This window comes from Polyangium fumosum (assembly GCF_005144585.1).
Classification (GTDB): Bacteria; Myxococcota_A; Polyangia; order Polyangiales; family Polyangiaceae; genus Polyangium; species Polyangium fumosum.
In genome coordinates, this window is record NZ_SSMQ01000025.1 from 30176 (window position 1) to 56970 (window position 26795).

At 66.5% G+C, this 26795-nt stretch carries 8 protein-coding genes; 1 reads left to right on the forward strand and 7 read right to left on the reverse strand.

Features of this window, described 5'->3' with window-relative positions; translation table 11 throughout:
- Window positions 1–84: 84 nt before the first annotated feature.
- Window positions 85–4023, forward strand: a complete 3939-nt coding sequence (locus E8A74_RS23585; protein ID WP_136931312.1) for a serine/threonine-protein kinase — start codon at window positions 85–87, stop codon at window positions 4021–4023.
- Window positions 4024–4300: 277 nt separating this feature from the next.
- On the opposite strand, the gene E8A74_RS23590 is transcribed toward E8A74_RS23585, so the two are convergent.
- The 7 genes from E8A74_RS23590 to E8A74_RS23620 form a co-directional block, all read right to left on the reverse strand.
- Window positions 4301–15559 carry a tetratricopeptide repeat protein gene (locus E8A74_RS23590; protein ID WP_136931313.1) on the reverse strand — a complete coding sequence of 3753 codons (11259 nt, stop codon included), beginning with the start codon at window positions 15557–15559 and terminating at the stop codon, window positions 4301–4303.
- A gap of 68 nt (window positions 15560–15627) precedes the next feature.
- On the reverse strand, window positions 15628–16539 hold the full coding sequence (locus E8A74_RS23595; RefSeq protein ID WP_232379709.1) for a tetratricopeptide repeat protein: 912 nt from the start codon (window positions 16537–16539) through the stop codon (window positions 15628–15630).
- 350 nt (window positions 16540–16889) lie between these two features.
- Window positions 16890–18947 carry an AgmX/PglI C-terminal domain-containing protein gene (locus E8A74_RS23600; protein WP_136931314.1) on the reverse strand — a complete coding sequence of 686 codons (2058 nt, stop codon included), beginning with the start codon at window positions 18945–18947 and terminating at the stop codon, window positions 16890–16892.
- Window positions 18948–19159: 212 nt separating this feature from the next.
- Window positions 19160–19432 (reverse strand): hypothetical protein, encoded by a 273-nt coding sequence (locus tag E8A74_RS23605; RefSeq protein WP_136931315.1) that lies wholly within the window; start codon window positions 19430–19432, stop codon window positions 19160–19162.
- A 199-nt stretch (window positions 19433–19631) separates the two neighbouring features.
- Window positions 19632–21110: a tetratricopeptide repeat protein gene (locus tag E8A74_RS23610; RefSeq protein WP_136931316.1), complete on the reverse strand. Its 1479-nt coding sequence runs from the start codon at window positions 21108–21110 to the stop codon at window positions 19632–19634.
- 11 nt (window positions 21111–21121) lie between these two features.
- Window positions 21122–24970 (reverse strand): tetratricopeptide repeat protein, encoded by a 3849-nt coding sequence (locus E8A74_RS23615; protein ID WP_232379710.1) that lies wholly within the window; start codon window positions 24968–24970, stop codon window positions 21122–21124.
- Window positions 24971–25069: 99 nt separating this feature from the next.
- Window positions 25070–26743, reverse strand: a complete 1674-nt coding sequence (locus E8A74_RS23620) for a hypothetical protein (RefSeq protein WP_232379711.1) — start codon at window positions 26741–26743, stop codon at window positions 25070–25072.
- Window positions 26744–26795: the final 52 nt, after the last annotated feature.

Genomic DNA, 26795 nt, shown 5'->3' on the forward strand with positions numbered 1-26795 from the left:
TGTGTACCCTTGGGCGGGCCCGCGCACCACGGGCCTACGTACACCCTCGGCCGGCAACCGGCGATAGGGAGTCCCGAGCAAGGCATGGCACGCACCCAGCAGCTCATCGCCGGGCGATTTCAGGTCGAGCGCGAGGTCGGACGTGGCGCCGTCGGCATCGTGTTCCGCGCGTTCGACACGGTCTCCCAGCGGCGCGTCGCCCTGAAGATCATCGCCGCAGGCGAGTCCGATCCCGGCGAGCGCACCCGCCTCCTGCAAGAGGGCAAGATCCTGAGCGAACTCGATCATCCCGGGATCGTCCAGGTCGTGGCCTACGGCGCCCTCGACTCGAGTTACACCGCCGCGCTCGGCCGCAAATTCGACGAGGGCACGCCCTTCATCGCCATGGAGTGGCTCGAAGGCGAGGACCTGCTCACGCGCCAGCTCCGCGCCGCGCTCACGATGCGCCAGGCCCTCGACATCGCGCGTCAGGTCGCCTTCGCGCTCGCCGCCGCACACGACGCGGGCGTCGTCCACCGCGACATCAAGCCCTCGAACATCTTCGTCCTTTCGAGCCGCTTCCCCGATCCCGACTCGCCCCCCGTCTCCACGCGCACGACGCGCAGGACCCGCGACGACGGCGAGCCCGTCCCCGAGCAGCTCACCTCGAAGCTCGTCGATTTCGGCGTCGCGACCTCGCGCGACATGCGCCTGACCGGCAACGACATCTTCGTCGGCACCCCCGCGTACATGGCCCCCGAGCAGGCCCGCGGCGACGCCATCGCCGACGCGCGCAGCGACATCTACTCGCTCGGCGCGACGCTCTTCGAGCTGCTCACGGGAAGGCCCCCGCACATCGGTTCGAACTCGATCGCCACGATCGCGCTGCTCGCCACGACGCCCGCGCCCCGCTTGAGCGAGCTGCTCCTCGACGTCCCCGAGGCCCTCGAAGAGCTCGTCGCGCGCATGCTCATGTCCGAGCGCGAGCATCGCCCGACGTCGTCGCGCGAGGTCGCGCTCGAGCTCGACGCGCTCTGCCGTGATCCATCCGTCCCCGAGGTCGCGCGCGCGCTAGCCACCTCGACCGAGCCGCCGCCCATGAACACGCGGCTCGTCACGACGCTCGTCGCGCTGCAGGTCGGGTCGCGCAAGGAGCAACGCCTGCAGCTCCTCGAACGTCTGCGCGAGCGCGGCGCCGACGCCTTGCCCCTCGGCACCGACTCGATCGTCGCGCACCTCGGCATGCGCCAGTCGCACGGCGACGAGGCCACGAACGCCCTCGACCTCGGCCGCTGGCTCGCCGAGCTCGGCGCGTGCGTGGGCGTCTCCACGGGCCGCACGCGGCTCGATCGCGTCAAGTCCGCGGGCGACGTCGTCGATCGCGCGAGCGCCCTCGCCCGGAAGGCGGGCGAAGCGAACCTGCTCTGCGACGGCACCACGAAGGACCTCGACAAGGGCTTCTTCCAGTTCGACCCGGTCCCGGGCGGCCATTTCAAGGTCGGCGCGCGCGCCAAGCCCGAGGGCCGCAAGACCGAGCAGTTCATCGGCCGCGAAGCCGAGCTCATCAACGCGCTCGCGCAGTACGAGCGCTGCGTCGACGATGGCACGCCGATCATCGTCACGATTTCGGGCCCGCCTGGCATCGGCAAGAGCCGCCTCGGTCGCGAGTTCGTCAACCGCATCACGACACGCGACGAACCCCCGCTGCTCGTCCGCGTGCGATGTGAGTCCTTCGGCCGCGCCCAGGCCCTCGGCGTCGCCACCGACGCGCTCCGCGCCATGCTCGGTCTTCCGAAAGGCGCGAGCCTCGAACAGGTCGAGCAGGCCCTGCGCGTGCGCAAGCTCCGGAGCGGCGACAGCACCTTGCTCTCGCGCCTGCTCGCGAACCAGCCCTTCGACGACGGCCTCGATCCGCGCGGCGCCCGCGACTCGCTCTACCTCTCGATGACCGAGCTCGCCCTCGGCGCCGCCTCCAGCGGCACCTGCGTCCTGCTCTTCGAGGACGCGCAGTGGTCCGACCCCGAGAGCATCTCCTGGATCGAGCACCTGCTCGGCCGCGCCACGAACCTGCCCCTGTTCGTGATGATGGTCATGCGACCGGGCTTCTGGCGTGATCAAGGCCAGCGCTTCGTCGGCCGGGATCACGTGCGGATCGATCTGCGCCCGATGTCGAAGAAGGCCACGCGCGAGATCGCCCGCGCCATCATCGGCGAGGGCGCGGACGAGGCCGTGCTGAACCGCGTCGCGGAGCAAGCCGCGGGCTCGCCGCTCTTCGCCGAGGAGCTCGCGCGCGTCATCGCCGCGGGCAAGGACGTCACCACGGCCGCCACGATCGAGGCCGCGATCCAGGTCAGCCTCGACGCGCTCGACGACGCGACGCGCGAAGCTGTCGTGCGCATGAGCGTCCTCGGCCTGAGCGTGTGGGACTCGGGCATCAGCGCCGTCGGCGTGGCCGACGCGGACGGCGCCTTGAAAAAACTCATCGCCGCTGAGCTGCTCGTCGAGCACGGCGCGAGCCGCTTCGCCGGCACGCGCGAGTTCCTCTTCAAGCACGCCCTCGTCCGCGACGTCGCCTACGCCTCGGCGAACGAGGAGCTCCGCAAGCAGATCCACGCCGCCGCAGCCGCGTGGCTCGCCAACATGGGCGAGGACGCCGCGACCGTCGCGCAGCACTTCGATCTCGGCGCGCAGCAAGAGAAAGCCGCCGTCTACTGGGAGACCGCCGCGCGGCGCGCCCTCGCCACGAACTCGCTCGGCGAGGCCGTGAAGATGGCCGAACGATCGCTCATGTTCGCGACAGACAAACCCACCGCCTTCGGCCGCGCGGTGCTGCTCGACGAGGCCCACAGCCGCCTCGACGCGAAGTCCTCCGAGCGCAAGGAGGCCATCGACGCGATGGCCGAAAACGTGTTCGACGAGGAGAGCGAGATCCGCTCCCTCGGCGCGCGCGTCCGGTACGACTACGTGCTCGGCGCCGGCTTCGACGTCGAAGCGCGTCTCATCCAGTGCCGCGATCGCGCGGCGACGCTCGGCCTCGTCGAGGAAGAGGCGCGCTGCTCGGCATCGCTCGCAAACCTCTACGCCTATGCAGGCCAGCTCGACCTCGCCGAGCGCGAGACGCGCGTCCTGCTCGACCTCACCGAGCGCCGATCGATCGACTGGGCTGCCGTCGACGCCTGGCAAGCCCTCGCCGTCGTGCGGCAGACGCAAGGTCAGCTCGGCGCAGCGCTCGACGCCCGGCGCAACGCGGCCCGCGCCGCGAAGAGCGCAGGCCTGCAAGAGCGCGAGGCCATGCTCATCACGAACGTTGGCTTCGCCCTGACCACCATCGGCGCGCGCCACGAAGCCCTGCACCAGCTCGAAGCGGGCCTCGCGAAGGCCTCTGCGATCGGCAGCCCCGGCACGGTGCGCAACGCGCAGATGAACCTGCTCTGCTGGGCTGCGACGTTCGGCCCCGACAGCCGCCTCGACGGGGCCCTCACCGAGCCCCGCACGAGCGCCGACGAAGCCACCGTCGCCTGGTTCCACAAGGATCGCGTGACGCTCGGCACGCTCTTCTACCGCGGCTGCGAGCTCCTGCGCACGGACGGCGCGGGCAACATCCCGCGCGCGCGCTCGCTGCTCAAGACGGCGACCGAGGCCTACCGCGCCTCGCAGAACCGCGACGTCCTGCCCGTCGCGCTCGGCTTCTGGGCCGAGGCCGAGCGTCGCTTCGGCAACTCCGACCAGGCGATCGAGCTCGCCTGCGAGGCCGCGCGCCTCGTCGAATCCGGCGCGCCGAGCCTGCTCAACGAGGCCTCGATCTACCTGACGCTGCACGACGCGTACGTCGACATCGGCGACCTGAAGAGCGCCCGCGACGCGATCCAGCGCGCCGTCCCGCACCTCGAGCGCCGCCTGAAGGGCCTCGAAGGCACGCCCTACGCGCGCGCCTTCCTGGTGAACCTCCCGCACAACGCAGGCCTGCTCGCCGCCGCCGAAGCCTACGGCTGCGTAACGAAGCCCATCGAGCAGGTCCTCGCCCTCCCCCTGTCCGAAAGCTAGGGGGACTTCACGGCGTGGCGCCGGGGTTTCACCCCGGACCCGTCTGGTCAACGATGGGGCTACGCTCGGCAAGCCGAGCTACGCCCCGAACCCCGGAGTTGTCCACCCCTCGACCCGGACCAGGGCCAGCCCTGGACCCTTGGTGCACCAACCGCGATGCGGTCGATGCCAACGGGAGGGGCCTGCCAGCACCTCTCCGTGCAGCCATTGGTGCACAAAACGAAACCGCCCTCCCCTTTCGAGGAGGGCGGCTCGCTTTTGTCTGCGCCGAGAGCGGTTACTCGCCGCCGATCGCGATGCCGAGCTGCTGCCGCAGCGCGAAGTACTGATCCGACACCGAGAACAGGAGCAGCTCCTTCAGCTTCTCCTGCGGCGGCAGATCACCCGGCTGCTGCGGCTCGGCCGCGATGATCTTCTTCGCGATCTCGAGGTCGCCGCAGAGCAGGTACCCAGCGCGGTTCGCCGTGATGTCCACGCACTGCGACCACCGCTTGAGGTTCGCCTTCGCCCCGTCCGCCACGAACTTCTTCACGACCATCCGCAGACCTTCGATCTGCATCGGCTGCATGAACTGGCGGATCGTCTGCGCCGTCGCCAGCACCTGCTTGTCGATGTCCGCCGGCGAAGGCGCGTCCGGCTGGACGAGCTTGATCGCCGCGAAGAGGAGCACCGTCAGCTCGGTGACCGTCGGGAACAGCGTCTTGATGTAGTGCTCGCCGCGATACATCGCGAGGTGCTTGCCGATGATGAACGTCAGCTCCTGCGGCGAGAACCCGGTCAAGACCGTTTGACCTGCAACCGACGAGGGCGGCTCGGCCGGAACGGCGACGAGAGCACCCGGCACGTCGCTGCGCACGTACAACGCCGGGCACGGGATCCCGAGCACCTGCGAGGCCCAGCCGAACGTACGGGCAAACGTGACGGTCGACGTGGCCGGATCCTGGCGGAACCGCGGATCGAGGACCGGCTTCTCCTTCTTCGCCTCCAGCGTCGCGATCTTCGCCTTGAGCGCCGCGGAGGCGATCATCTCGAAGATCTTGCCGATGTAGAGGTTCTCTTCCTCGTGGAAGAGGTTCCGGAGCCACTGCTCGTTGTCGAGCCGGTTCTTGACCTGCAGCATCCCCTGCGGACGGTAGTCCTCGAAGAAGCGCTGCTCGTCCTCGTCGGCCTTGCGGATGAACGCGAGCGCCGCCGCCGTGCACCACGCCGGATCGTACGCCTTCTGCTCCACGTAGAGCCGGTAGAGCTCGTGGTAGGAGTCGGCGTTCGTCGCGTCGATCTTCACGAGCGACTGGTACTCGGAGATCGCTTCCTCCGTGTTCCCGAGGCCCGTGTAGAGCTGCGCCAGGATCTGGTGCTCCTGCTGGTCCTCCGGCTTGAGGCGCGCGGCGATCTTGAACGTCTCGACCGCCGCGTTCACGTCCTCGAGGCGATCGCGGTAGATGAGGCCGAGCGCGTGCCAGAGGGTGAACTCGAGGTCGATGTTCCCCTTGCCCGCCACGCGGTGCAGCATCTTCCGGTACGCGCGCTCGAGCTGCTTCCAGTCCCTCTGCGACGTGAGGATCTTGTTGATGCGCTCGAACGCGTCGAGGAACGCCGGATCGAGATCCAGCGCGTCGTTGAACAGGTCCACCGCGCGCGGGAGATCCTCGAGCTTGTCGCGGTAGATCTGCGCCATCGTGAAGAAGTAGCGCGACTTGCGACCGGGCTGCGTCTCGAGGTCCGCGATGCGCTGGAGCGTGTCCACCATCTGCTCCCACTGACTGACCTTCTGGTACAGCGTGAGCATCCGGTGCAGCAGAACGTGGTTCTGCGGCTCCAGATCGAGCGCCTCTTCGAGCGCCTCGACGGACTTCGTCGGGTTCTGATCCTTCTCCCACGTATCGGCGATCTCGCCGAGGAGCTTGAAGCGCTCGGCGCCGTCGATGATGTTGTCGAGGATCTGGCGCTTGTAGTGCGCGACCTGCTTCCAGTCCTTCAACCCGTCGTAGACGCCGACGAGCGCGTCGAGCGTCGGCCGGTGAGCCGGCTCCACGCCGAGGGCCTTCTCGAAGTTGTTGATCGCCTGCTTCGCCTGGCCCTGGTTCTGCTTGATGAGGCCAAGCTTGTAGTAGACGTTCGCGCGCGCCTCGGTCTCGGCCTCGTCCGTCGTCCCGAGGACCTTCTGGTAGTTCGTCAGCGCGCCGGCCCAGTCACCCAAGCGGAAGCAGACGTCGGCGAGGCCCTCGATGGTCTCGCGGTTCGTCATGTCGATCGCGTAGGCAGCCTGGTACGCCTTGAGCGCCTGCTCGTTCTTCCCGATCGCGACGAGCACCTTGCCGAACGTGTTCTGCAGCCGGTGCTGCTCGGACTTCTCGCGCTTGCCCGATTTCCGGACGAGCATCTCGCCGAGCGGCTCCGCCTTCGTCCACTTCTCGTTGCTCACGTACTCCGCGAGCAAGGGCATCGCCGCGTCCTCGTTGTCGCCGTCGCTCTGGAGCGCGAGCTCGTACGCCTGCACCGCGAGATCGTGCTCGCCGAGCCGATCGTCGCGCAGCCTGCCGAGCTCCACGAGGAGCTTCGCGCGCTGGCGCGGCGCCTCGGTATTCATCTGCTCCTGATCGAGGTACCGCGCGGCGGTGTCCCAATCCTCTGAATCGATCGCGATGACGCGCAACGCGGCCAGGGTCTGCAAGTGCGCCGGATCCAGATCGAGAGCCATCTCGAACCGATCCCGCGCCGCGATCCGATCCCCGATCTTCTCGTCGAGCTGCTTACCGATCCGGTAATACATCTCGACGCGCTGCTTGCCGTCCGGAGTCAGGTCGGCGACGCGCGTCATGTAGTCGATGGCGCGCGACGTATCTTCCTGCTTCTCGTAGAGCTTCGCGAGCGCCTCGAGCGCCGGGATGTGCTTGTCGTCGAGGTCCGTGATGTTCAGCCACGCGTCGATCGCGCGGTCGAAGTCCTGGACCTCCTCGGCGTACACCTTCGCCGTCGCCGACCAGAGATCGATCTTCTTCTGCCGATCGATCGTCGCGTTGATGTGGCGATCGTAGGTGTTGATGAGGTCGTGCCATTGCCGCAGCCGGCGGTAGCAACGCTCGAGCGAGTCGAGCGCCGCCTCATGGTGCGGATCGATGTCCACGACCTGCTCGAGCCTCGCGGCCGCGAGATCCGGCTTGAGGAACTGCTCCTCCTGGATCTTCGCGATCTTGAGCAGCACGTCGATGCGCTCGCGCTCCGTCGTGACCACGTCGAGCTGCATCTCGAGGACGCCCACGAGATCCGGCCACTGGTGCGTCTGGTTGTAGACGCGCTCCAGGCCGCGCATCGCGAGCAGGTTGGCCGCGTCCACCTCGAGCACCTCGCGGTAGACCTGACCCGCCTTCTCGATCTGGCCGAGGTCCTTTTCGTAGAGGCCCGCGCAACGCAGCTTCGTGGCCGCGATCTGCGAGGCTTCCGTCTGCGCCTTGCCCTTGCGGGTCAGGATGTCGACGAGCTCGGGGAGCAGGCCGCGATCCGTGTAGATGCGGTCGAGCGCCTCGAGCGCCGCCAGGTGGTACGCGTCCACGTCGAGCGCGCGCTTGTAGAACGAGAGGCCCTGCTCCACGTCGCCCGCGTTCTTCTCGAGCACCTCGCCGAGCTCCGTCAGGATCTCCTTGCGATCGGTGTCCTTGACAGCGATCTCGAGGGCCCGCGTGAGCATCTGGCCCTGCTGCTGCCATTGGCCGCCCTTCTTGTGGAAGTTCGCCATCTGGCGCAGCACGTCGACGTTGTTCGGGTCGATCTGCAGCACCTTGCCGTAGTACGGCTGCGAGTACTCGGGGTGCCCGAGGTCCTCCGCGTACCACTTCGCGAGGTGCAGGCAGAGCCGGATCGTGCGGAGCGGATCCCGGTCCGGGTTCAGCGCCTGCAGCCAGCCGTTGACCGTCTGCACAAGCTCCGGCCAGCGGTTCGTCGCCTGCGCCATGCGCTCGAGGTAACGAACCGTCTCCATATTGTCGAAGTCGAGCTCGAACGCCGTGAGCAGCGCGTCGAACGCCTGCATCCGGTCTTCGAGCTCGGTCTCGAACACGCGCGCGACCTTGCGGAGGATGTCCGTCTTCTCGTCGGTGTCCTCGCGCGAGTCGAGGCGCGCGAGGTACAGCTCGATGAGCGGCTCGGCGCGGTGCGCGGCCGAGTGCAGTTCTTCGAGCGCGAGGTACGCGCGATCGTGCGTCGGCTCGATCTCGAGAACCTTCTCGTACGCCGGCGTGCCCTTGTCCTTGTCCTGGACCTGGTGCTCCCAGATGTCGGCGACCTCGAGGTACTCGCGGATCTTCTCCGCGCCGTCCTCGTACGCCGCCGCGCGGCCCATCTTGACGTCGATCACCTCGACCCAGCGCTCTTCGGCGCGGAGCAGGTTCTCGAGCGCCGCCATGGCCTCGAAGTCGCGCGGATCGACCGCGAGCAGCTTCCGCCACGCATCGATCGCATCGTACGCCTGGACGAGCACGTTCTGGTACGTCGTCCCGAGCTCGCGGTAGAGGGCCACCACGTTCTCGGCCGGCAGCACCGAACCTGCGCGATCCACCGTCTGGTGGAGAATGCTCACGAGCTCGTTCGGATCGTTGCGCTTCCGCCAGATGTCCGCGATCGCGTAGAGCGCCTCGACGTTCGCGTACTCGATGTCGAGCGCGCGATTGTAGTCGTCGAGCGCGAGGTCGTCGCGCGTCAGCTTGTCGTTGTAGAGCTTCGCGCGACGGAGGAGCACGGCCACGCGTGCCTCGTCGGTCGGCTCAACGTCGAACTGCCGCTCGAGGGCCTCGCAGAGCTCCGCCCACCGCTGCTCGCGCTCGTACAAGTTCGCGAGCGCGAAGAGCGCCTCCGTGTCCTCGCCCTTGATGTCGAGGACCTGCTTCCACATGTCGATCGCGGCCGGGATGTTGTTGAGCATCTCCGGCTCGGAGAGCAGGCGCGCCATCTTCGCGCGCACGTCGCCCTCGTTCGCCGTGATCTGGAGCTCGCGCTCGTAGACGCCCATCAGCTCGGTCCACGAACCCTTGCTGCCGTACAGGCGCTCGAGTGCGTAGATCGCGGCCTCGTTGTTCGGGTCGAGTTCGTCGAAAAGCCGACGGAAGGCGCGGATCGCGTCGTCCACCTGCCCGAGCTGCTCCTCGTACACCTGGCCGAGGCGGCCGTAGAGCTCGATGTGCTCGTACGGCTCCATCGGCACCTTGACCCGCTGCTCGAGGATCCCCGCGAGGTCGGCGTACTGCTCGAGCCCCGTGTAGATCCGATCGAGCTCGGCGAGCGCCTTCGGATCGAGCGGATCGACGCCGAGCACGTAGCGGTACGTCTGTTCCGCCTTCTCGATGTCGCGCAGCTCCTCCTCGAACACGCGCGCGAGCCGCGTGCCGATGTTCGTCTGCACCGCCTTGTCGCCGTGCAGGCCGAGCACGTCGGCATACGCGTCGCCGAGGGTGTTCCAGCCGCCGTCCGTCGAACCGCCGAGCCGCTCGACCTCTTCGAGCGTCTTCTCGTCCGCCGGGTACTCCTTGAGCGCGCGGACGTACACGCCGAGCGCGCCGTCGAGCGCCACGAGCCGCTCCTCGTGGATCTCCGCCATGCGATAGTACATGGCGAGCCGATCCGCGGGCTCCGTGAGGTGCGTGAGCTGCGCTTCGAGGACGCCCGCGAGCTTCTCCCAGTCACCGGACGACTGGTAGAGCGGCTCCAGGATCTCGCCGATCTCGAGCTGCTTCACGCCCGCCGCGAAGAGCCCTTCGAGAGCCTCCAGCGTTGCCGTGTGATCGGGCGCCGCGTTCAGGATCTCGCGGTAGACGCCGATCGCCGCCGCCAGATCGTTCAAGCGGAGCTGGTGGACCTGGCCGAGGCGGTACTTGAACTCGAGCGCGTCCTCCGGGTTCGGCGACGACTCGGCCTCACGCGCGAGCACGGGCACGAGATCGGTCCAGCGCTCAGTCATCGTGAAGAGCCGGTCGAGCGAGGAGATCGCCGTCCAGTTCTCCGCGTCGACCTCGAGCACGCGCCGGTAACGCGCCACCGCGCTGTCGACGTCCTCGAGCTGCGTCTCGAAAATCCCCGCGAGACGAAGACCGAGCTCGACGAACTGATCCGGCTGCTCACCGAGCTTGCCGAGTTCCTGATCGTAGAGCGCCGCGACGTCCTTCCACCGCGTCACGTACATCGCGAGCCGCTCGATGTTGCCGAGCGAATCCTGGTTCGCGATGTCGAACGTCACCGCCCGCGCGTACGTGTCGAAGGCCGCCTGGTGGTTGCCGAGCATCTCCTCGTGCAGGCGTGCGATGCGGTGGAGCAGCTCCACCTTGGCGTACGGATCGTCCGCCTTCGCGACCTGGACCTCGAGGACGCTGATCAGCTTGTCCCACTGCTGCGCGGTGTCGTAGATGGGCTCGAGCACGAGGGCTGCTTCGAGCGCTGCCGTCGCGCCGCTGCTCTTGATGCCTTCGAGGGCCACCAGCGTGGGCTCGTGATCGGGCATCACCTGCAGGAGATCGCGATAAAGCTCGATCGCGCGCTGCACGTCGCCGAGGTGCTTCTCGTAGAGCTCGGCGATTCGGTAATTGTAGCTGATCTGCTCCGCCGGATCGGCCGAGATGCGCGAGAGGTGCTCGAGCACGCCGAGCAGCTCGTGCCAGTTCTGGGCCTGCTGGTAGAGCACGTCGAGCCGACCGAGCGCCTGCTGATCGTCCGGATCGAGCTCGAGCACGCGCTGGTACGTGTCGATCGACGCCGGCACGTCCTTGAGCTCGCTCTCGTAGACCGCGCCCATCTGGTAGTAGATGCTCTTCTTCTCCTCGGGATCACCGACGAGATCGACCTTCTTCGTGTACACCGCGAGAAGGTCGGCCCACCGCGACAAACCGAGGTAGAGCTTGATGAGCTGATCGATCGCGCCGAGATCTTCCGGATCGAGCTCCAGGATCTTGCCGTACACCGCGATCGCCGCGTCGTGCCGCTGGAGGATCTCCTCCTCGATCGACGCTGCTTGGAAGAGCGCGCCCTTCTTCTCGCCGAGCTCGTCGAGAATGTCGGCCTTCTGCTGCAGGATCTGCGAGAGCTCCTCGAAGCGATCCGCAGCCCTGAAGAGGTTCTCCAGCGCCTCGGCCGCGCCGAGGTTGCGCGCGTCGATCGTGAGCACCTTGCGGTAATGCTTGATCGCGCTCTCGATGTCGCCGATGTCCGACTCATAGACGCGCGCGCTCATCGTGTAGAGCTGGCTCGAAAGCTCCGGCTCCTGCTGCTGCGCCGCGAGCTCCTCCAGCACGCGCGCGAGGTCGGCGAACCGCCCCGTTGCGCGCGCCAGTCGATCCAGGCCCTGCTGCGTCGTATCGAGCGCCGGGTCGTGCCCGAGCGCGCGCGCGTACGTGTCGAAGGCCGAGTTCAGATCACCGCCGGCGTCCTCGTAGAGCGTCGCGATCTGATGGAGCAGCTCCACCTTGCGGCTCACATCGTCGCTCCGTCGGACCTGCACCTCGTGCACGCCGATGAGCTTCATGTAATCGCCCGAGGCCCTGTAGAGCGGCTCGAGGATCTCGGCGATCGCCACCTCGTGCTCGGGCAGCTTGCCGAGCCGTTCGAGCGCGCCGAGCGCCTCCGCATTCGCGGGCTCACGCTCGAGGACCTGGCGGTAGCCCTCAATCGCGGTCTCGAGCAGGTTCATCTTCGACTCGCGCAGCGCCGCGAGGCGGAGCATGAGCCGAATCTGCTGCTCGTCCTCGGTGGCGTACCGGAGCTGTTGCTCCAGGTTGTCCGCGAGGTCCTCCCACATGCTCTGCCGCGAGAAGAGCCCGTCGAGGGCGGCGAGCGCTACGTTGCTCGTCGGATCCTCGCGCAGCACCTCCTGGTAGGCCGCGATCGCGTCGCCGGGCTGCGAGAGCTTCTCCTCGTAGACCTCGGCCATCTGCGCGAAGAGCGCCTCGCGATCCGTGAACTCCGGCGCGAGCGCGATGCGACGACGGAAAACCTCGATGAGGTCCTGCCACCGCTCGGTGCGGCGATAGAGCGCGTCCATCGCAGCGAGCGCCTCGCCGTCCGCCGGATCGATCTCGAGCACGCGCTTGTAGCCGTTCGCCGCGTCCTCGATCTTGCCGAGCTTCTCCGAGATACCCGCGAGCCGCATCCAGTACTCGCGCGCCAGTCGCTCGTCGCTCAGGCCCCCCGCGATCTCACTGAAAACCGCGAAGAGTTTGTCCCACGAGCCGGCCTGCGCCGCGAGCTGCTCGAGCTCGCCGCGCGTCTCGCCGTTCGACGGATCGTCCTTCAAGGCGCGGCTTTGCGCCTCGAACGCCCGCGCGAGATCCGTCAGGTGCTCGGCCGCCGTACGGGCGACCTTGCGCAGGAGGTTCACGCGCGTCCCGACGTCCGCCTCCGCGGCCGCCAGGATCTCGAGGGACTGGATGAGCTTCTCCCAGTCGCCGCGCGTCTCGTAGATCTCCTGCAGAATCCCGGCCGCCTCGGCGCGGAGCTCCTCATTCTCGAGCAGCTTCTCGAGCGCAATGCGAGCGCCGTCGTTCGCCGGATCGAGGACCAGGATCTCCCTGTAATTCTCGAGCGCGCCGTGCGCATCACCGAGCTTCTCGAGCGTCGAGCCGAGCCGGTACTTGAGGTCGACCGTGATCGCGTCGCCGAGGTTCAGCTCGATGCGCCGACGAAGCACGTCGACGTAGCTCTCCCACTGCTCCTGCTCGCGGTAGAGCGTATCGAGCGCTTCGAGCGCCGGCGCGTCGGCCGGATCGTCCTGGAGAACCTCGTTGTACGTCGTGATCGCGCTCGCCGGATCCTTGATCTCGTTCACGTAGAGCTGCGCGATCGCGTAGCGAATGCTCTTCGTCTCCTCGGTGTCCTGCGCCAGCTCGAGCTTGCGCTTGTAGATCTCGAGGAGCTCCGTGAACCGACCCGTGTCGCGGTAGAGGCGCTCGAGCGCCGAGATCGCCGCCGCGTTCTCGCTGTCCGTGTCGTACACGGCGCGGAACTGCGCGAGCGCGTCGTCCACGCGCTTGACCTCGTCGACGAGCACACGACCGAGCCGGAGCCGCAGCGCGATCCCGAGATCCCGATCCAGATCCTCATCCGCGCGCGCGATCGTCTTGCCGTACGACGCGATGAGGCTGTCCCAGCTCCCCGTCGTGCGCGCGACGCGCTCCACATCCTCGACGCACTGCTCGTCGCCGGGTGCGAGCTCGAACGCGGACAGGAACCGCTCGAACGCCTTCTGCGGCTCCTTGAGCTTCGCCTCGTAGAGGCCCGCGACCTCACGGTAGAGCGCGAGCTTCGTGTCGGCGTCCTGATCGTTCGCGAGCTTGACCTCGATCGCGACCGCGAGCCCCTTCGCGTTGTTGGCCTGCGTGTAGAGCGGGATGAGCGCCTCGGCCGCCGGTAGGTACCCGGCGTCGATCGTCCACACCTTCTCGTAGGCCTTCATCGCCCGATCGGACTTGCCCTTCTGGTCGAGCCAGAGCTGGGCCGTCTTCATGAGCAGGCTGATCTTGTTCTTGTCCTCGGTCTCCTTCGCCTCCTGCGACTCGAGAACGCGGATGAACTCGTCCCACTTGCCCTGCTCTTCGTAGAACCGCTGCAGGTCCTCCCAGCGAGCGACCTTCAGGTAGAGCTTCTTCAGCGCCTCCTGGGCCTTGCGCTCGTTCGGGTTCAGCGTGAGGAGCTGCTCCCACGCTTCGATCGCAGCGTCGTCGTTGTTCAGGCGCTCGCCGTAGAGGGCGCCGAGCTTGCCGAGCAGCGCCTCCTTCGCCTTGAAGTCGGCAGTGATCTCGACCTGCTTCTGCAGCACGACGGCGAGTTTGTCCCAGTCCTTCGAGCGCTCGTGGAGGCCCGACAGCGCATTCAGCGCCTCGACGTTCTCCGGATCGTCGGCGAGCACCTCATCCCAAAGCTCGACGCAGACCTCGGGCTTCTTGACGCGCTCGGTGGCGAGCTTCGCGATCTCGAGGAACTTCTCGGCGCGCGACGGCCCCGGCGGCATCATCTGCGCCTTGCGCCGGTTCAGCCCGATGAGCTTCTCCCAGTCGCGACGCTTCTCGTAGCTCTGCTGCAGGTACTCGATCGCTTGCGCGTTCTCGCCGTCGATGACGAGGATCGCCTCGAAGCACTTCACGGCCTCGGCCGCGTTCGAGAACTTGCCCGTGTAGAGCTCCGCGGCCTGCAGGTAGTACGAGATCTTGTCCGCCGCGTCGGGCACCGCCTCCGCGAGCTCGACGAGCGTCTTGACGTACTCGTTGAAGCGCTTGGCCTGCTCCTGCTTCTGCGCCTTCGCCTTGAGCTCTTCGATCTTCGCCCAGTCGACGGCGTCCTCCTCCTCGACGACCTCCGTGGACACCTCGGTCTCCACCTCGGGCGCAGCGGCGGACGGCGCAGGCTCGGACACGGCAGGCACCGAAGCCGCAGGCACCGAGGTCGCCGCGCCGAGGCGCTCGCCGATCTGCGTCTCGAACGCGAGCAGCGTCGGGTGCTGCGGCGCGACCTGCGAGAGCCTCTCGAACCAGGGCCGCGCGCGCATCACGTTGCCGAGCTTCTGCCAGATGATCCCGCCGGCCTGCGCGAGCATGAACGGCGAGCCGTTGCCACCGTCCGAAGCGATCTTCTCGGCGAGCGCCGCGACGCGCTCCCAATCGCCTTCCTTGGCACCCCAACCATCACGCAGGTACGTGAACGCGCCCTCGGCCTCGGGATCGTGCGCGAGCGCCTCTTCGAGCAGCTTCGAGCCGAGCTCCGGGTTCTGATGGCGCGTCGCCCAGCGCGTGCCGAACCGAAGCGCTGCCTCGGCGCGACCACGGCCGCTCATCGCATCGAGCACGCGGCGCTGCGCGTCGACGAGCGTCTGCGAGCGCTCCTCCTCCACGAGGATCCCCTCGTAGAGCGCGGCCACCTGCCGATCGAGCGGGTTTGCCTCGTATGCCTTCGCGAGAAGGTCATCGACCTCCGCCGGCGCAAAGCGACGCGCGAGACGCGCGGCCCGCAGGAACAGGCGCGCCCGCGAAGCCCCGTCGAGCGACGCGTCGTTCGCGCGCTGCAGGAGCTCTGCGACGTGCGCCTCCCAGCTCTCCAGCTCGACCTGCGCGTCGGCGAGGCTGGCGCGCGCCTCCTCGCTCGTGCCCCCGGACGTACCGAGCGCGCGCGCATACGTCGACACGGCTTTCTCATTGTCGCCGATGTCGCAGTACACGTCCCCGAGCTCCAGGAGCAGCTCGGTCGCTTCGGGGCCGTCTCCGAGCCCCTTCAGCTCGAGCTCGAGGAGCCTCTGGACCATGTTGATCTTGCCAAGGTCCCAGTACACGAGCCGCGCGAGGCGAAGTGCCTCGGTGAGCGTCGAATTCAGCTTGAAGGCGTCCTGCAAATGCTTGAGCGCCTTGACACCCTGGAGGAACTTCTCCTCGAGGAGCCGCCCAAGACGCAGGTGGTAACCAGCCTTCGCCGTGGCATCCGCCTCACCGGCGAGCCCCTTTTCGAGCTCTTCAGCGAGCCCCTGCCATTCACGAACCGACTCGAGATGCTTGAGACGCTGCGCAAGATCCATGGATTCCTCGGCCCCTGACCTGACCTACAAAAGGCCTTGCAAACGACGTCGACGAACCGCGCCCCCGACTAGTTGCCACCGAGCCGCGTGACCAGCGTCTGCGCGGTCTCGCACTCGGTCTTGAAGCTCGCCGCCTTCGCGCCCTTGCATGCTCGGGCGGTGAAGCCCTTGAGCATCTGAACGGCTTCCTGCGTCCTCGGCGGGGTGAGCTGCGCGTAAGTGCTGCCCAAGCTGAAGAGAATCTGCACCGACTCCGGGCCCTCGTTGCCCGCGACCGCCTTCGCCGCCTCGAGCTCCGTCACCATTTCGGGGAGCGACCCGCGATCCTGGTGAACCTGCGAGAGCAGCACGTGCACGCCGAAGAGAGTCTTGTCGCCGGGCTTCGCGAAGTTCTTCGCTTCCTTGAGCACCTGCTCGGCCTCCTTCGTGTACCCGAGGCGGATGTAGAGATCCGCGAGCGCCGTATAGTAACGGATCTCGGTCGGATTGTGCTCGACCGCCTTGGTGTAGTTCTCGAGCGCCTTCTGCTCGTCGTCGGTCCAGAGGAACACGTTGCCGAGCTGGTGGTAGCAGTCAGCGAAGTTCGGATCGTTCTCGATGCACTTCTGGTACGGCTCCTTCGACTCTTCGTACGAGATCGTCTTCTTCTTCGCCTGCATCTCGAGCGCGTACGCGCGCTCGAACCAGTAGTTCGCGAACTTCGGCGCGAGCTGCGTGGCGCGGCTCAAGGTCGACGCGGTCTTGTCCCACTCCTCCTTTTTCTTGTAGGCCATCGAGAGCTTGTAAAAGATCCGATGGTTCGTGGGATCGAGCTTGGTCGCCTGCTCGTACTTCGTGGCAGCGCCATCCGGGTTCAGCGTGACCTCTTTGTCCGCCTGGTTTGCGAGGATTACGGCTTCCTGCCGGTTCCGGCTGCAGCCCAGCCCGAGCATGCTCGAGACCACGAGACAGGACGCCATCACCATTGCGCCAAGCTTCATTGCTTCGCTCACCTTTCTCTCGGAGCCGGCTCCGCCGCTCCTCGCGTCACCCGCGCGCGTAGAGGGCCACGGCAGCCCCAACCGCACCAAGCACGCACATAAGTCCTCGAACTTGCAGCCAAATTGCCGCCCAGGCACAGGACGAGACGTTCTCTTGCGCGCCGAGAATAGGCGGATGGCGCGCCGAAAGTCCAGTTGGATTGTGCCCATCTCCCAAAGCAACGGGCCAAGCGTCCGGCCGCACTCGGGAGGCCCCGACGCTCCCCCGCGCGCCGATGGTCGTCGACAAAAACACGATGCCCCACGGGCTTCTGACCCGCGGGGCATCGCTCCACGATCCCAATCGAACGTCAGCCGCCGGGGCTGAACATGATCGGGTACACGACCGTCACGATGCCGCCTTCCGGCTGCGGGAAGGACAGACCGTAGAACGCGCGGACCACGCACGACACCACGCCGCCATCCGGCATGTCCGAGCCGCCGTTGCCCACGTTCGAGACTGCGCCGTCACGACCGATGACGAAGCGCACCCCGACGCGGCCCTGGAGGTTCGGGTTGTTGCGCAGGCCGTTCTCGTAGCAGAGGCGGAAACGACCGAAGTTCTGACGCACGATACGCTGGATGACCTCGGGCGGGAGACGACCGCTCACGCTCGTGGCGCCCATGCGCACCTGCGGCGGCTTCGTGCGGTGCGACCCCGACAATCGGCCGTGACCGGAGCCGAAGCCCTGGCCCGTGCCGGTGCCCGCGCCGTGGCCGATCGTGCCGATCGAGCCGAGACCGATGCCTTCGCCGCGGCCACCGCCGCCCTCGCCGATACCGGACAAACCGAGGCCGCCCGCGCCGAACGAGTCGCCGATGTTGTCGCCCCACATGTTGCCGCGGGCCGACAGCGCATCGTTGCCGAGCGAGTCGTCGCGACCCCAGGGCGCCGTCGGCGCGTTCGGATCACCACCGGCACCCGAGTTGAGCAGACCGATCATGCCGAACTCTGCCGCGTCACGCAGCGCGGCCTGCCGCGCGATATGCGGATCGGCGTTGTCCGCCGGGCCCTGCACGCCGTACCGGTTGCCCGACGACTTGGTGTTCGGGTTACCCATGGAACCCTCTTCACCCTTCGCGCGCGTGCCCGTGCCGCCTTCCTTGTTGTCGGCGGCGTTGTCGGCGACCTGCTCGGTCTCCTTCTCCTCCATCTCCTTTTCGGCGGCCGCGTTGAGGAACTGCTGGATCATGAACTTTTGATCGTCCGAGACCCCGTCCTCGTCCGTGGCACCGAGCGGCGGCATGAAGAACGCCATCGCCGCGAGGAGCCCGAGGTGAACGGCCATCGACAGGCCGTGGTAGAGGTAGTTCTGCGTGTCGAACTGCACGTGCCCCGCGACGACGCGGCCCGCATTCACCGTCGACACCTGGAAGATCAGGCCGTCCACGTCGATGCGCGCCTTCGAGCCCGGCGGCAGCGCGATCTGGAACGCGCCCGAGAGCTCCGAGCAGGGTTGCGTCTTGCCGCTGTCGATCGCCTGCTGCACCGTCATCTTCGGCTGGCCCGCGAGCTCGATCGTGCCCTTCGCGCGAGGCAGGAGCACCACCGAGACCGACCCGCCGCGATCCGCGAGCACCACGGGCGCGCGCGTCGTGCCAATCTTCTCTTGGGGCACAAAGTAATCGCACTTAAAGTTCTTGCTCTCCTCCTCGCCCACGTAGAAGGAGCGCGGCGGCGTCAGGTGCGAGACGTGCAGGACCATCTGATCCCACAAGACCATCACCTCGACCGACGCGGAGGGCGTCTCGACCTCCTCGTTCGGGACGTCCGGGCCGCTCTTGACGAGCTGATACGTGTACGAGCCCTCGGGCGCGTCGTGCGGCACTTCATCGTGCGCGGGCGGCTTCGGCTGCGCGAAGGGGTTGTTCATGCCGAACGGGTCGCCGCCGCCGCCGAACGGGCTCGGCGCCGCCGCGGGAGCGGCCGCGAACGGGTTGCCGCCCGCCGCCGCGAACGGGTTCGCCGCGGGAGCCGCGCCAAACGGGTTCGCCGCCGGAGCCGCGGCAAACGGGTTGCCGGGCGCCTTCGCCGCGCCACCCGCGACCGCGACCGGTTCGGCCTTCTCGAGCACGATCTTCGTGCCGCCGATCTGCAGTTGATCGTTGGCCTTGATCTTGACTTTGTTCACCCGGGCGCCGTTCACGAGCGTCCCCGGCTCGTTGCCGAGGTCGATCAGCGTGATGTCCTCGGGCGACGCCACCTCGATGACGGCGTGCATGCGCGAGGCCAGCTCGTCGTCGACGCGCAGATGGCTCTTCGGGTCCTTTCCAACCTTGACGATGTCCTGCGTCACCGTCTCTCGACGCACGAGCGCTTCATTCTGGTAGAGCGCAAACGTGAGCGCGACCTTCTGCTTGCCTTCCATCGTGAGCCAGCCTTCCCTGCCTTTTGCGTCTCGTCGTCGCCCGAGGCGACCAGAAACCCCGCGTTCGGGGCATCGAATATTACTCAGGGACTCGTGTGCCTTCCCAAAAAGGCGATGGAGCCCTTGGATTCATCGCTGCGGCCCTGCGATCGCGTTCCCCGCGTCCGCTTGAAACCGCAGCCCGAACCCCCCGCACGAGTCCCCGAGTCTCCTCAGAGATTCTCGACCGACTTCAGCATCTCCGGCACGAACGACGTGCGCGGACGGATCAGGGTCGTGCGAACCGGGCCGGGACGAACGCGGATCGTCGCGTCGGTCGGCCCGAAACCACCGGCGTTGAGGGGATCGTCCGTGAACTCGTATCCGTACCCCTCGTCCTTCTTCCCACCGGCGCCGGCTTTGCCCTGGGCAAACGCAAACGACGACACGAGAAGAACGCCGACACCAGCGACCAGCGCAGCACCCAAACGCGTTGACCTCTTCATCTTCAAGCCTCCTCGCCAGTCTTCGCCGTATTTTCAGTCACATCGTATCGTCCCCGAAGGGACGCGGTCAACGGGATCCGAGCCAGGTTTCGTTCGAGACTCTCTCGACCTGGCCTGAAAAGACATCCCGAACGACCCAAGGTTCCCGGAGGATCAAAAAAAGCCCGCGGTGTCATCCTGGACACCGCGGGCCTTTCCCTTACTGAGGCGGCGGCGCACCACCCTCGGGCGGCTTCGCCTCGCCGCCCTCTTCGGTGCCCTTGGCTTCCGCCTCGGCGGCGCGGTTCTTCGCCTCCGCCTCGGCTGCCTTGCGCTCTGCCTCGGTCTGCTTGTTGAAGTCGATGATCTGCTGGATCTCTTCCATGCGCTCCTTCGAGCGCTTCACCGCATCCGCATACTCGGGCGCGGTCCCAGCCTTGGCGATGAACTCGCCGAAGAGCTGCTTCGCCGCGAGGAGCATCGGCTCGGCGTCCTTGCCACCGGACTTCGCCTTGTACTCCTGCGTGAGGATCGCGTCGTTGTAGTACGTCTCCGCCCGTTCCGGCGCGAGCTTCTTCGCCTCTGCCAGCTCGGCGGCGGCCGCTGCTACCATCTTGTCGAAGTTCGTATCGTCGATCTGACCACGAAGCGCGAGGGCGAGCCCGAGGTGCGCGTCGTAATCGCTCGGCCGCATCTTCAGCGCGGCGCGATACGCCTCCTCCGCTTGCGCGAACCCGCGGAAGCTCAGGTTCACGGCGGCGAAGTTCATCTGCGCCTCGTAGAAGGTCGGGTCGAGCTTGCGCGCCGTATTGAACGCGCTCACGGCGCCGTTCAGGTTGCTGAGCTCGACCTGGATCATGCCGGCCGTGTTGTGGATCGGCGCGTAGTTCGGGTTCTTGCGGATGGCCTGCGAGCAGACCAGAGCCGCGAGATCCAGCGCCTGCGTGTCGATCTTCTTCTCCTTGCTGACGTTCGTCGCGACGCCCTTCTTGGAGGAACGACCCGCCTTCACCTTCGCCGACTCCATGTAGATCAGCGCGAGCAGATTGAACGCCGGCAGATACCCGTCATCGACGGCCAGCGCGCTCTGCGCGTAGCGCTTCGCGTTCTGCAGGTCCGTGCGACCGTCCTTGTCCGCCTGCGTGTTGTTGCGCTTCATGTGCAACATGCCGAGCTGGACCAGGCCTTCGACGTTCTGGAACCGCGCGTCGACGACCGCCGCCTGGTAAAGCTCGTTGATCGCCTGATCGATCGCCTTCTCCTGCGACTCGGCGAAGGAGTAGATCGCGAGCTGCACCCGAGCGCGGTGGAACTTGGGATCCGCGTCGAGTGCCTTCTTGAAATACTCCTTCGCTTTCGCGTCCTGCTTGCAGCGCTGGTGCGAAACGCCCGCGTTGTAGATCGCCTCGACCAGGGTCTTGCCGCTCTGCTCGTCGGCGGCGTCGAGGAAGATCGCCGCCGCCTCCTGGCAAGTGGCCTCGGTCCAATCACGGGCCTTGTCGTGCTTGTTGAAGGCCTCGAGACCGTCCTTGTACTTGTTCGCCGCAGCAACGGAGACCGCGTTGCCCTTGCTGTCGACGATCGCCGCGCCGGTCTTGGGATCCACCGCGGGCTTGCCGCCCGTTCCCCCTCCCCCACCGCCGCAACCAACCGCGGCCGTGAGGGCAGCCGTCGCCACAAGAATCGAAAACCTCTTCATGGCTCGCTCCCTTAGTTCTTCTTGGTGGTGGCGCCCTCGATGGCGGCCTTCTCGGGTGACGTGCCGGGCTTCGCGTCGGCGGGCTTGTCGCCCGTCGCCGGCGCCGCCGCAGGCTTGCTCTCCGCCGCCGGCGGTGCATCGCTCGCAGGCGCGAACGCCGTACCGTCGAGGTTCACCGGCTGCGCGCGATCGCTGAGGCCCGAGTTCACCCGCGACGGCGAACCACGGAACTCGTCGATGAGGTGGTACTCGGCGCCGTAGTTCTTCGACAACCACACCTCGCAGGTACGCGAGTACTCATCGAAGAACTGATACTTGACCGAGTAGTCGAGGCACTTCTTGAAGGCCGCCTTCGCAGCCAGCTTCTGCGGCTCGCTCGCTTCGTCGAGCTTCGCGTAGTACTCGCCGCGGAGCTCGGCGTAGCTGAGGTCCGTACCCGGGACCATTCCGTTGCCCTTCCACTCCTTCGGGATCGGCGCGGCACGGAACTCGGCGACGAACTTGCTCCACATCTGACCGACGCGCGAACCGGCGGCGATGACCCAGCGAGGCGGAGGCAGCGGCTCGAGGTTGACGATCTTCACGTACTCGTTCGAGGCTTCCTCGATGGCCGGCCGCTTCTTCTTGATCCAGTCCATGACCTTGGTCTGGATGTGCTTCATCACGTCGTCGCGCTGACCAGATCCCTTGTATTCGGGGAACTTGATCTTATCGACTTCCTTCCGCTTCAGCTCCGCGAAGAAGAAGAGCGCCTCGCCAACGGCCGTGAGCGACTTGCCGAGACGACGGATCTTCTCTTCGTCGCCCCCGCCGATCGAATCGAGCTTCTTCAGCGCAGCCTGCGGATCCTTCCAGTAACCGCGGACCTTGTTGTACTCGGGCGTCGCGCTCGACGGATTGTTGATCTTCGTGAAGACCCGCCCGAGCAACGCGTGCGCCTGGATCTGGACGTCGAACGTCGCGTTGCGATCGATCTGACCCATCGCCGAGCTGAGCCGCCGTCGCGCGCCGTCCCAGTCTTCCTTGTCGATGTAGTGAGATCCGATGGCGAACGCGATCTTCGCGGCCTCGGTCGGCTTCTGCGACCCGTAGTTCTTGTTGAAGAGGTCCGCGTCCTTGATCGCCTGATCCTCTTGGCCGAGACCGAGACGGAGCACGACGGCGTCCTGAAGCGCCTCGGCCGCCTTGTCCATCTTCGGGTTCTCGCGCGAGAACCGCTCGTACCAGTTCGCCGCCTCGTCGTAGACCGCGATCGCCTGATAGTTACCACCGATCTCGTAGATCGACTTCTTCGCGAGCTCGGTCTTGTCGAGGTTGTACTTCGGGTTCAGCAGGATCTGACGCGCCGTGATCGACTTCGCGATGAGGCGCGCAGCCTGGAACGCGCGCGCCGCGTTGTAGAGGATCTCCTCGCTCTTCTCGCAGGAGGCTTCCTTCTTCTCGCACGCCGCTTCGCCGTACTTCTTCCACAGGTCCATGTAGGCCTGCGCGCCGCGCTCGTACATCTTGATCGTGTCGACGCCCTGGCCACCGGCGTCCGCCGACTCGATGAGCTTCTGCGCGCGCAGACGCTCGATGTCGCGCTGGATGCGCGTGAGGAGCCCGCACTGCTCGGCGTTTTCCTTTTCCTTGCCGCCCTTGCAGTACAGGTCGATGAACTTGGGCACGTCCTCGGCCATGTTGTCGTAGCAGGACGGCCGCGCCGGCTCGGAGTTCGTGCCAAGGATGTTGAGCGACTCGAGGTAGAGCTGCGTCGCGTAGATGCCCACGTCCTTGTCGGAGTGGTTCACCGCGACGTCGCGGAACGCGTGCGCCGCCTCCTCCCAGTGCTGCGCCTCGAAGTACGTGCGGGCGCGCGCGTACTTGACCTCGACGTAGTTCTCCTGGGCTTCCTTGTCGTTCTCCGGCGGCTTGATGTAGCAGATGTACCGGTTGAACGCGGTCAGCATGCCCTTCTGGTTGTCGGTCAAATCCTTCGGGGCCCACTTGGCCTTGTCGGCCTTCTTGTCGCCCTTCTTGCCACCGTCCGCAGCGCTCGGGAGTTGGCCGGTGCCCTTCTTCTCCGAGCCGTCCTTGTGCATCTCGGTGTAGATGTTCTGGTAGCAGAGCACCGCGGCAAACGCGGCCTCCGGCGCGAGCGGGCCGCTCGGATCCTCCGCGACGACGGAGTCGAAGGCCGGGCCGCACTTCGCCCAGTCCTTGTTGAAGTACGCGAGGTCGGCCATCGCGTACTTGATCTTGAAGACGTTCGGCCAGTCTTCCTTCACGATGCGCGGGAACTCGAAGCGCGCGAACTGCTCCTGCTTGAAGTTCTGCACGACACGCTCGTAGAGCAGCGTCGCGAGCGTCATCGTCTTCTTGTCGCCCGTGCCGCGCACGCCGCCCGATCCGACGGCCTCGAGGTGCCACGCCATCGCGGTCTCGGTGAGAAGACCCGCGGTCGCGTTCGAGCACTTCAGCTTCATGTCATCGGGGTGCCCCTCGCTGATGAACTTGTTGTGCACCTCGAGCATCTGGTCGAGCTCGGCCTTGATCGAGTCCTTGTTGCCGGACTTCATGGCCAGCGTGGCCTCGGTGACGTGGCCCTGGTACTTGCAGAACTTCGGGCCACGATCGCGGACCATGAGGTCCTTGTAGAGCTCGATGCCCTCCTTGTAGTGGCCGGTGTCCAGGTAGTTCTGGCCGAGATCGTCGAGCATCTTGAGCGTCTTCTCGTTGTTGACGCCCGTGTCGCCCGAGAGCGGCTTGAAGAAGTCGTGCGCGGCCTTCGGAGCCGCCGCGAGCGCGTACACCGGGATGATGTCGCGCCGCGCGGAGTTCGCGAGTTCCTTCGCGTTCGGCAGCTGCTGGTACTGCATGCCGTACTCGATGGTCTTCTTGAACTCGGTGAGCGCCTTCGGGAACTCGCCCTGGTTCCAGGCCACGTAGCCGAGCTTGTAGTGCGCGTAGCCCCAGACTTTGTTGTCCGGCGGCGGGTACTTCACGACCTCCTGGTACGACTGCTCCGCGAGCTGCCACTTGGAGGGATCGCCCTGCGCCTCGTTGAAGAAGAGCTCGCCGAACGCGAGGTACGCGTTCGGGATGAACTTCGACTGCGGCCAGTTCTGGATCAGCTCGAAGTACACCTTGCGCGCTTGATCGAGCTGGTTGGCCTGCTCGTACTCGTACGCGAGGTAGTAAAGCACCTCGTCCGTGCAGCCCGTGCTCTTCGTCGGATCCTGCGCGTTCGAGCTCTGGCACCACTTCGGGTAGCCGTTCTTCAGCAGCGAGTAGTACTTGATCGCCTGCTGCCGCGCGGCGACGAGGATCTTGTCGGCCTTCGCCGCCTCGTCACGGAACCCCTTCTCCGCCTTGGGGTTCTTGCGCTTCGCCTCGTCGGCGTTGATGCTCTGCTCGGTCTTGTCGCGGAACGCAGCCGACTCGAGCTCGACGTACCCCTCGGCCAGGCGCCGCATCAGCTTCGGACGATCGGGCGCGTTCTTCGGGGTGTTCGAGAAGAGGCTCTCGAGGCCCTGAATCTCGGTGATGAGCAGCTGGCGCGAGCGCGCTGCCAGCCGGTTGCGACGCTCGTCGCGTTGCGCGGCGTTCATCGACGCCGTCGGGTTCGTCGGCTTGAGCTGGTCGTCCCGCTTCTTCAGCTGAACGCCCTGCGGCGCCGACTTGAAGCTCATCGCCGGCTTCTTGCCAGCGCTCTGCTTCAGCGACCCGCCGGGGCACTGCGCCAGCGAGTCCTTGGCTTGTTGCGTGATGCATTCATCGGCGGCCGACGCCGGGCCCGTCGCGACGGCGGCGGTGAAAAGTGCTGCTGCGCCCGTCACGAAACGGAGCCGTCGCAGCGCACTCACGTTGGACTGCTTCATCGTCGTCATCTCCTCAACTGATAACTCGCAACCCGGAGGCGGCTTTGCCGCAATCCCCCCGGGGCGGCGCGACACGTCGCCGCCCCCTCGGGCCTCCCGCTACTTGCCGCACTTCGACGTGACGACCTGCCGGTAGAACCCGAGCTCGTCGCGCCAGTACTCGCCGTTGAACGGCCACAGAACGTGCTCGTCGTCCGGCTTGACGACGCCGAACACGAGCGCTTCTTCCTTCGTGAGCTGGCCGCTCACGACCTCTTGATCGAGCTTGTTTCGCTCGGCAGCCGTGATGTCGATGAGGATCTTCGAGGCGTCGCGGAGGTGCTCGTTGAGCTCGTCGAGGTAACGCTGGTAGCGCTCCCGCGCGAGGGTGCCGGCGTTGCGCACCGCGAGATCACGCGCGAGCGAGAGCGCGTCCGTCACGTCGCCACCGACGGGCGAGTTGCGGAACGCAGCCGGCGCCTTCTTGTACCGAGCGTCCTCCTCGTCGAGGACGCGCACGTACTCGAGGTTGCGGAGTAGCTGGCGATCCGACAGCGCGTTCTCGACGATCGGCTTGACCGTCGGCGAAAGCGCTGCCTTGCCCGCGCGCACGTCCTTCAAGAAGTCGAAGAACTTCGTCTCCGCGTCCTCACCCTTGAAGCGGTTGAGGATCGCCTCGAGCTCCTTCTTGATCGGCTCGTAGCGCTTCCGCATGCGCGCCACGATCGTCGTCGCGTCCTGGTACTGGCAGATCGTGAACGAAATGACTGCCTTCAGGATGTCCGCCTCCGGATAGAAGGCGTTCGGGAAGTACGGCGACTCGATCGTGTGCATGTTGCCGAGCGCGTGCGGGTAATCGCCGGCCATGAAGTACGCCCACGACTGCTCGAAGAGCGCGTCGAGCCAGTACTCGCTGCCCACGTCGACGCGGTTCCAGTACTTGACGGCCGCGCTGAGCTTGTTGCCGTCGATCTTCGGAACGCTGTTGTCGTCGAGGCGGACCGACGCCGAGTAGTACGTGCGGGCCATCGAGAGGAACGCGAGATCGCGCATGCGGCTCTCGTCCTCGACGCCCTCCACGCCCTCGTCGAGCGCCTGCACGATGCGCTGGAACGACTTCACCGCGGGCACCGACTTGCGGAGCTGTACGTTCGAGATGCCCGTGAAGAACTGGGCCTGAACGTAGTACTTGCTCTTCGCGTCGACCTTCTCGAAGAGGCTGATGGCCTCCTCGTAGTTGCGGTTGCGATACTTGTACCGGCCGAGCAGGTAGTTGAGCTGCCAGTAGAGATCACGCTGCTGCGGGTTGTTGAACCGCGCGACCTGCTCGCTCTTGTACTTGCCGACGCGCTCGATGATGTCCGCAGGCTCGGGGAGCTGCGTGGCGAGCTTCGACAACCAGAGCAGCGTCTCGTTGAACTTGAGGTGATTCGTCTTGTCCGCGATCTCGGAGAAGATCGCGTAGCTCGCTTGGTAGAACTGAAGGCGATAGAGGGCGATCGCAAGATGATACTGCGCGATCTGCTTGTTGCCCTCGTCGTCACCCGTCTCGCCGTCGACGACACGCTTCAGGAGGAGCGCGGACTCGCTCCATCGCTCCGCGTCGAACAGCCGCTTCGCTTGCGCCGCTTCCTCGGTCATCTGGCCCGCGGTCACGGGGCCGTCGGCCTCGTCCTCGAGCTCGATCTCCTTCGGAGCGGCCTTCTTGTCATTCTTCTTGGCGTCGCCAGCCTTGGCTGCCGGAGCCGCCGGAGCCTTGCCTTGCTGGGCGAAAGCCGTCGGCGCCGCGAGCATGGCAGAAGCAAGAAGACAGAGAGTAGCCAGCCCTTTCCGCATTCGTCGTTCC

Coding starts and splice junctions, on each gene's coding strand:
- E8A74_RS23620 (WP_232379711.1), bottom strand. CDS start 26,743: ATGCTCGCGGCGCCGACGGCTTTCGCCCAGCAAGGCAAGGCTCCGGCG.
- E8A74_RS23595 (WP_232379709.1), bottom strand. CDS start 16,539: ATGAAGCTTGGCGCAATGGTGATGGCGTCCTGTCTCGTGGTCTCGAGC.
- E8A74_RS23605 (WP_136931315.1), bottom strand. CDS start 19,432: ATGAAGAGGTCAACGCGTTTGGGTGCTGCGCTGGTCGCTGGTGTCGGC.
- E8A74_RS23615 (WP_232379710.1), bottom strand. CDS start 24,970: ATGAAGCAGTCCAACGTGAGTGCGCTGCGACGGCTCCGTTTCGTGACG.
- E8A74_RS23610 (WP_136931316.1), bottom strand. CDS start 21,110: ATGAAGAGGTTTTCGATTCTTGTGGCGACGGCTGCCCTCACGGCCGCG.
- E8A74_RS23585 (WP_136931312.1), top strand. CDS start 85: ATGGCACGCACCCAGCAGCTCATCGCCGGGCGATTTCAGGTCGAGCGC.
- E8A74_RS23600 (WP_136931314.1), bottom strand. CDS start 18,947: ATGGAAGGCAAGCAGAAGGTCGCGCTCACGTTTGCGCTCTACCAGAAT.
- E8A74_RS23590 (WP_136931313.1), bottom strand. CDS start 15,559: ATGGATCTTGCGCAGCGTCTCAAGCATCTCGAGTCGGTTCGTGAATGG.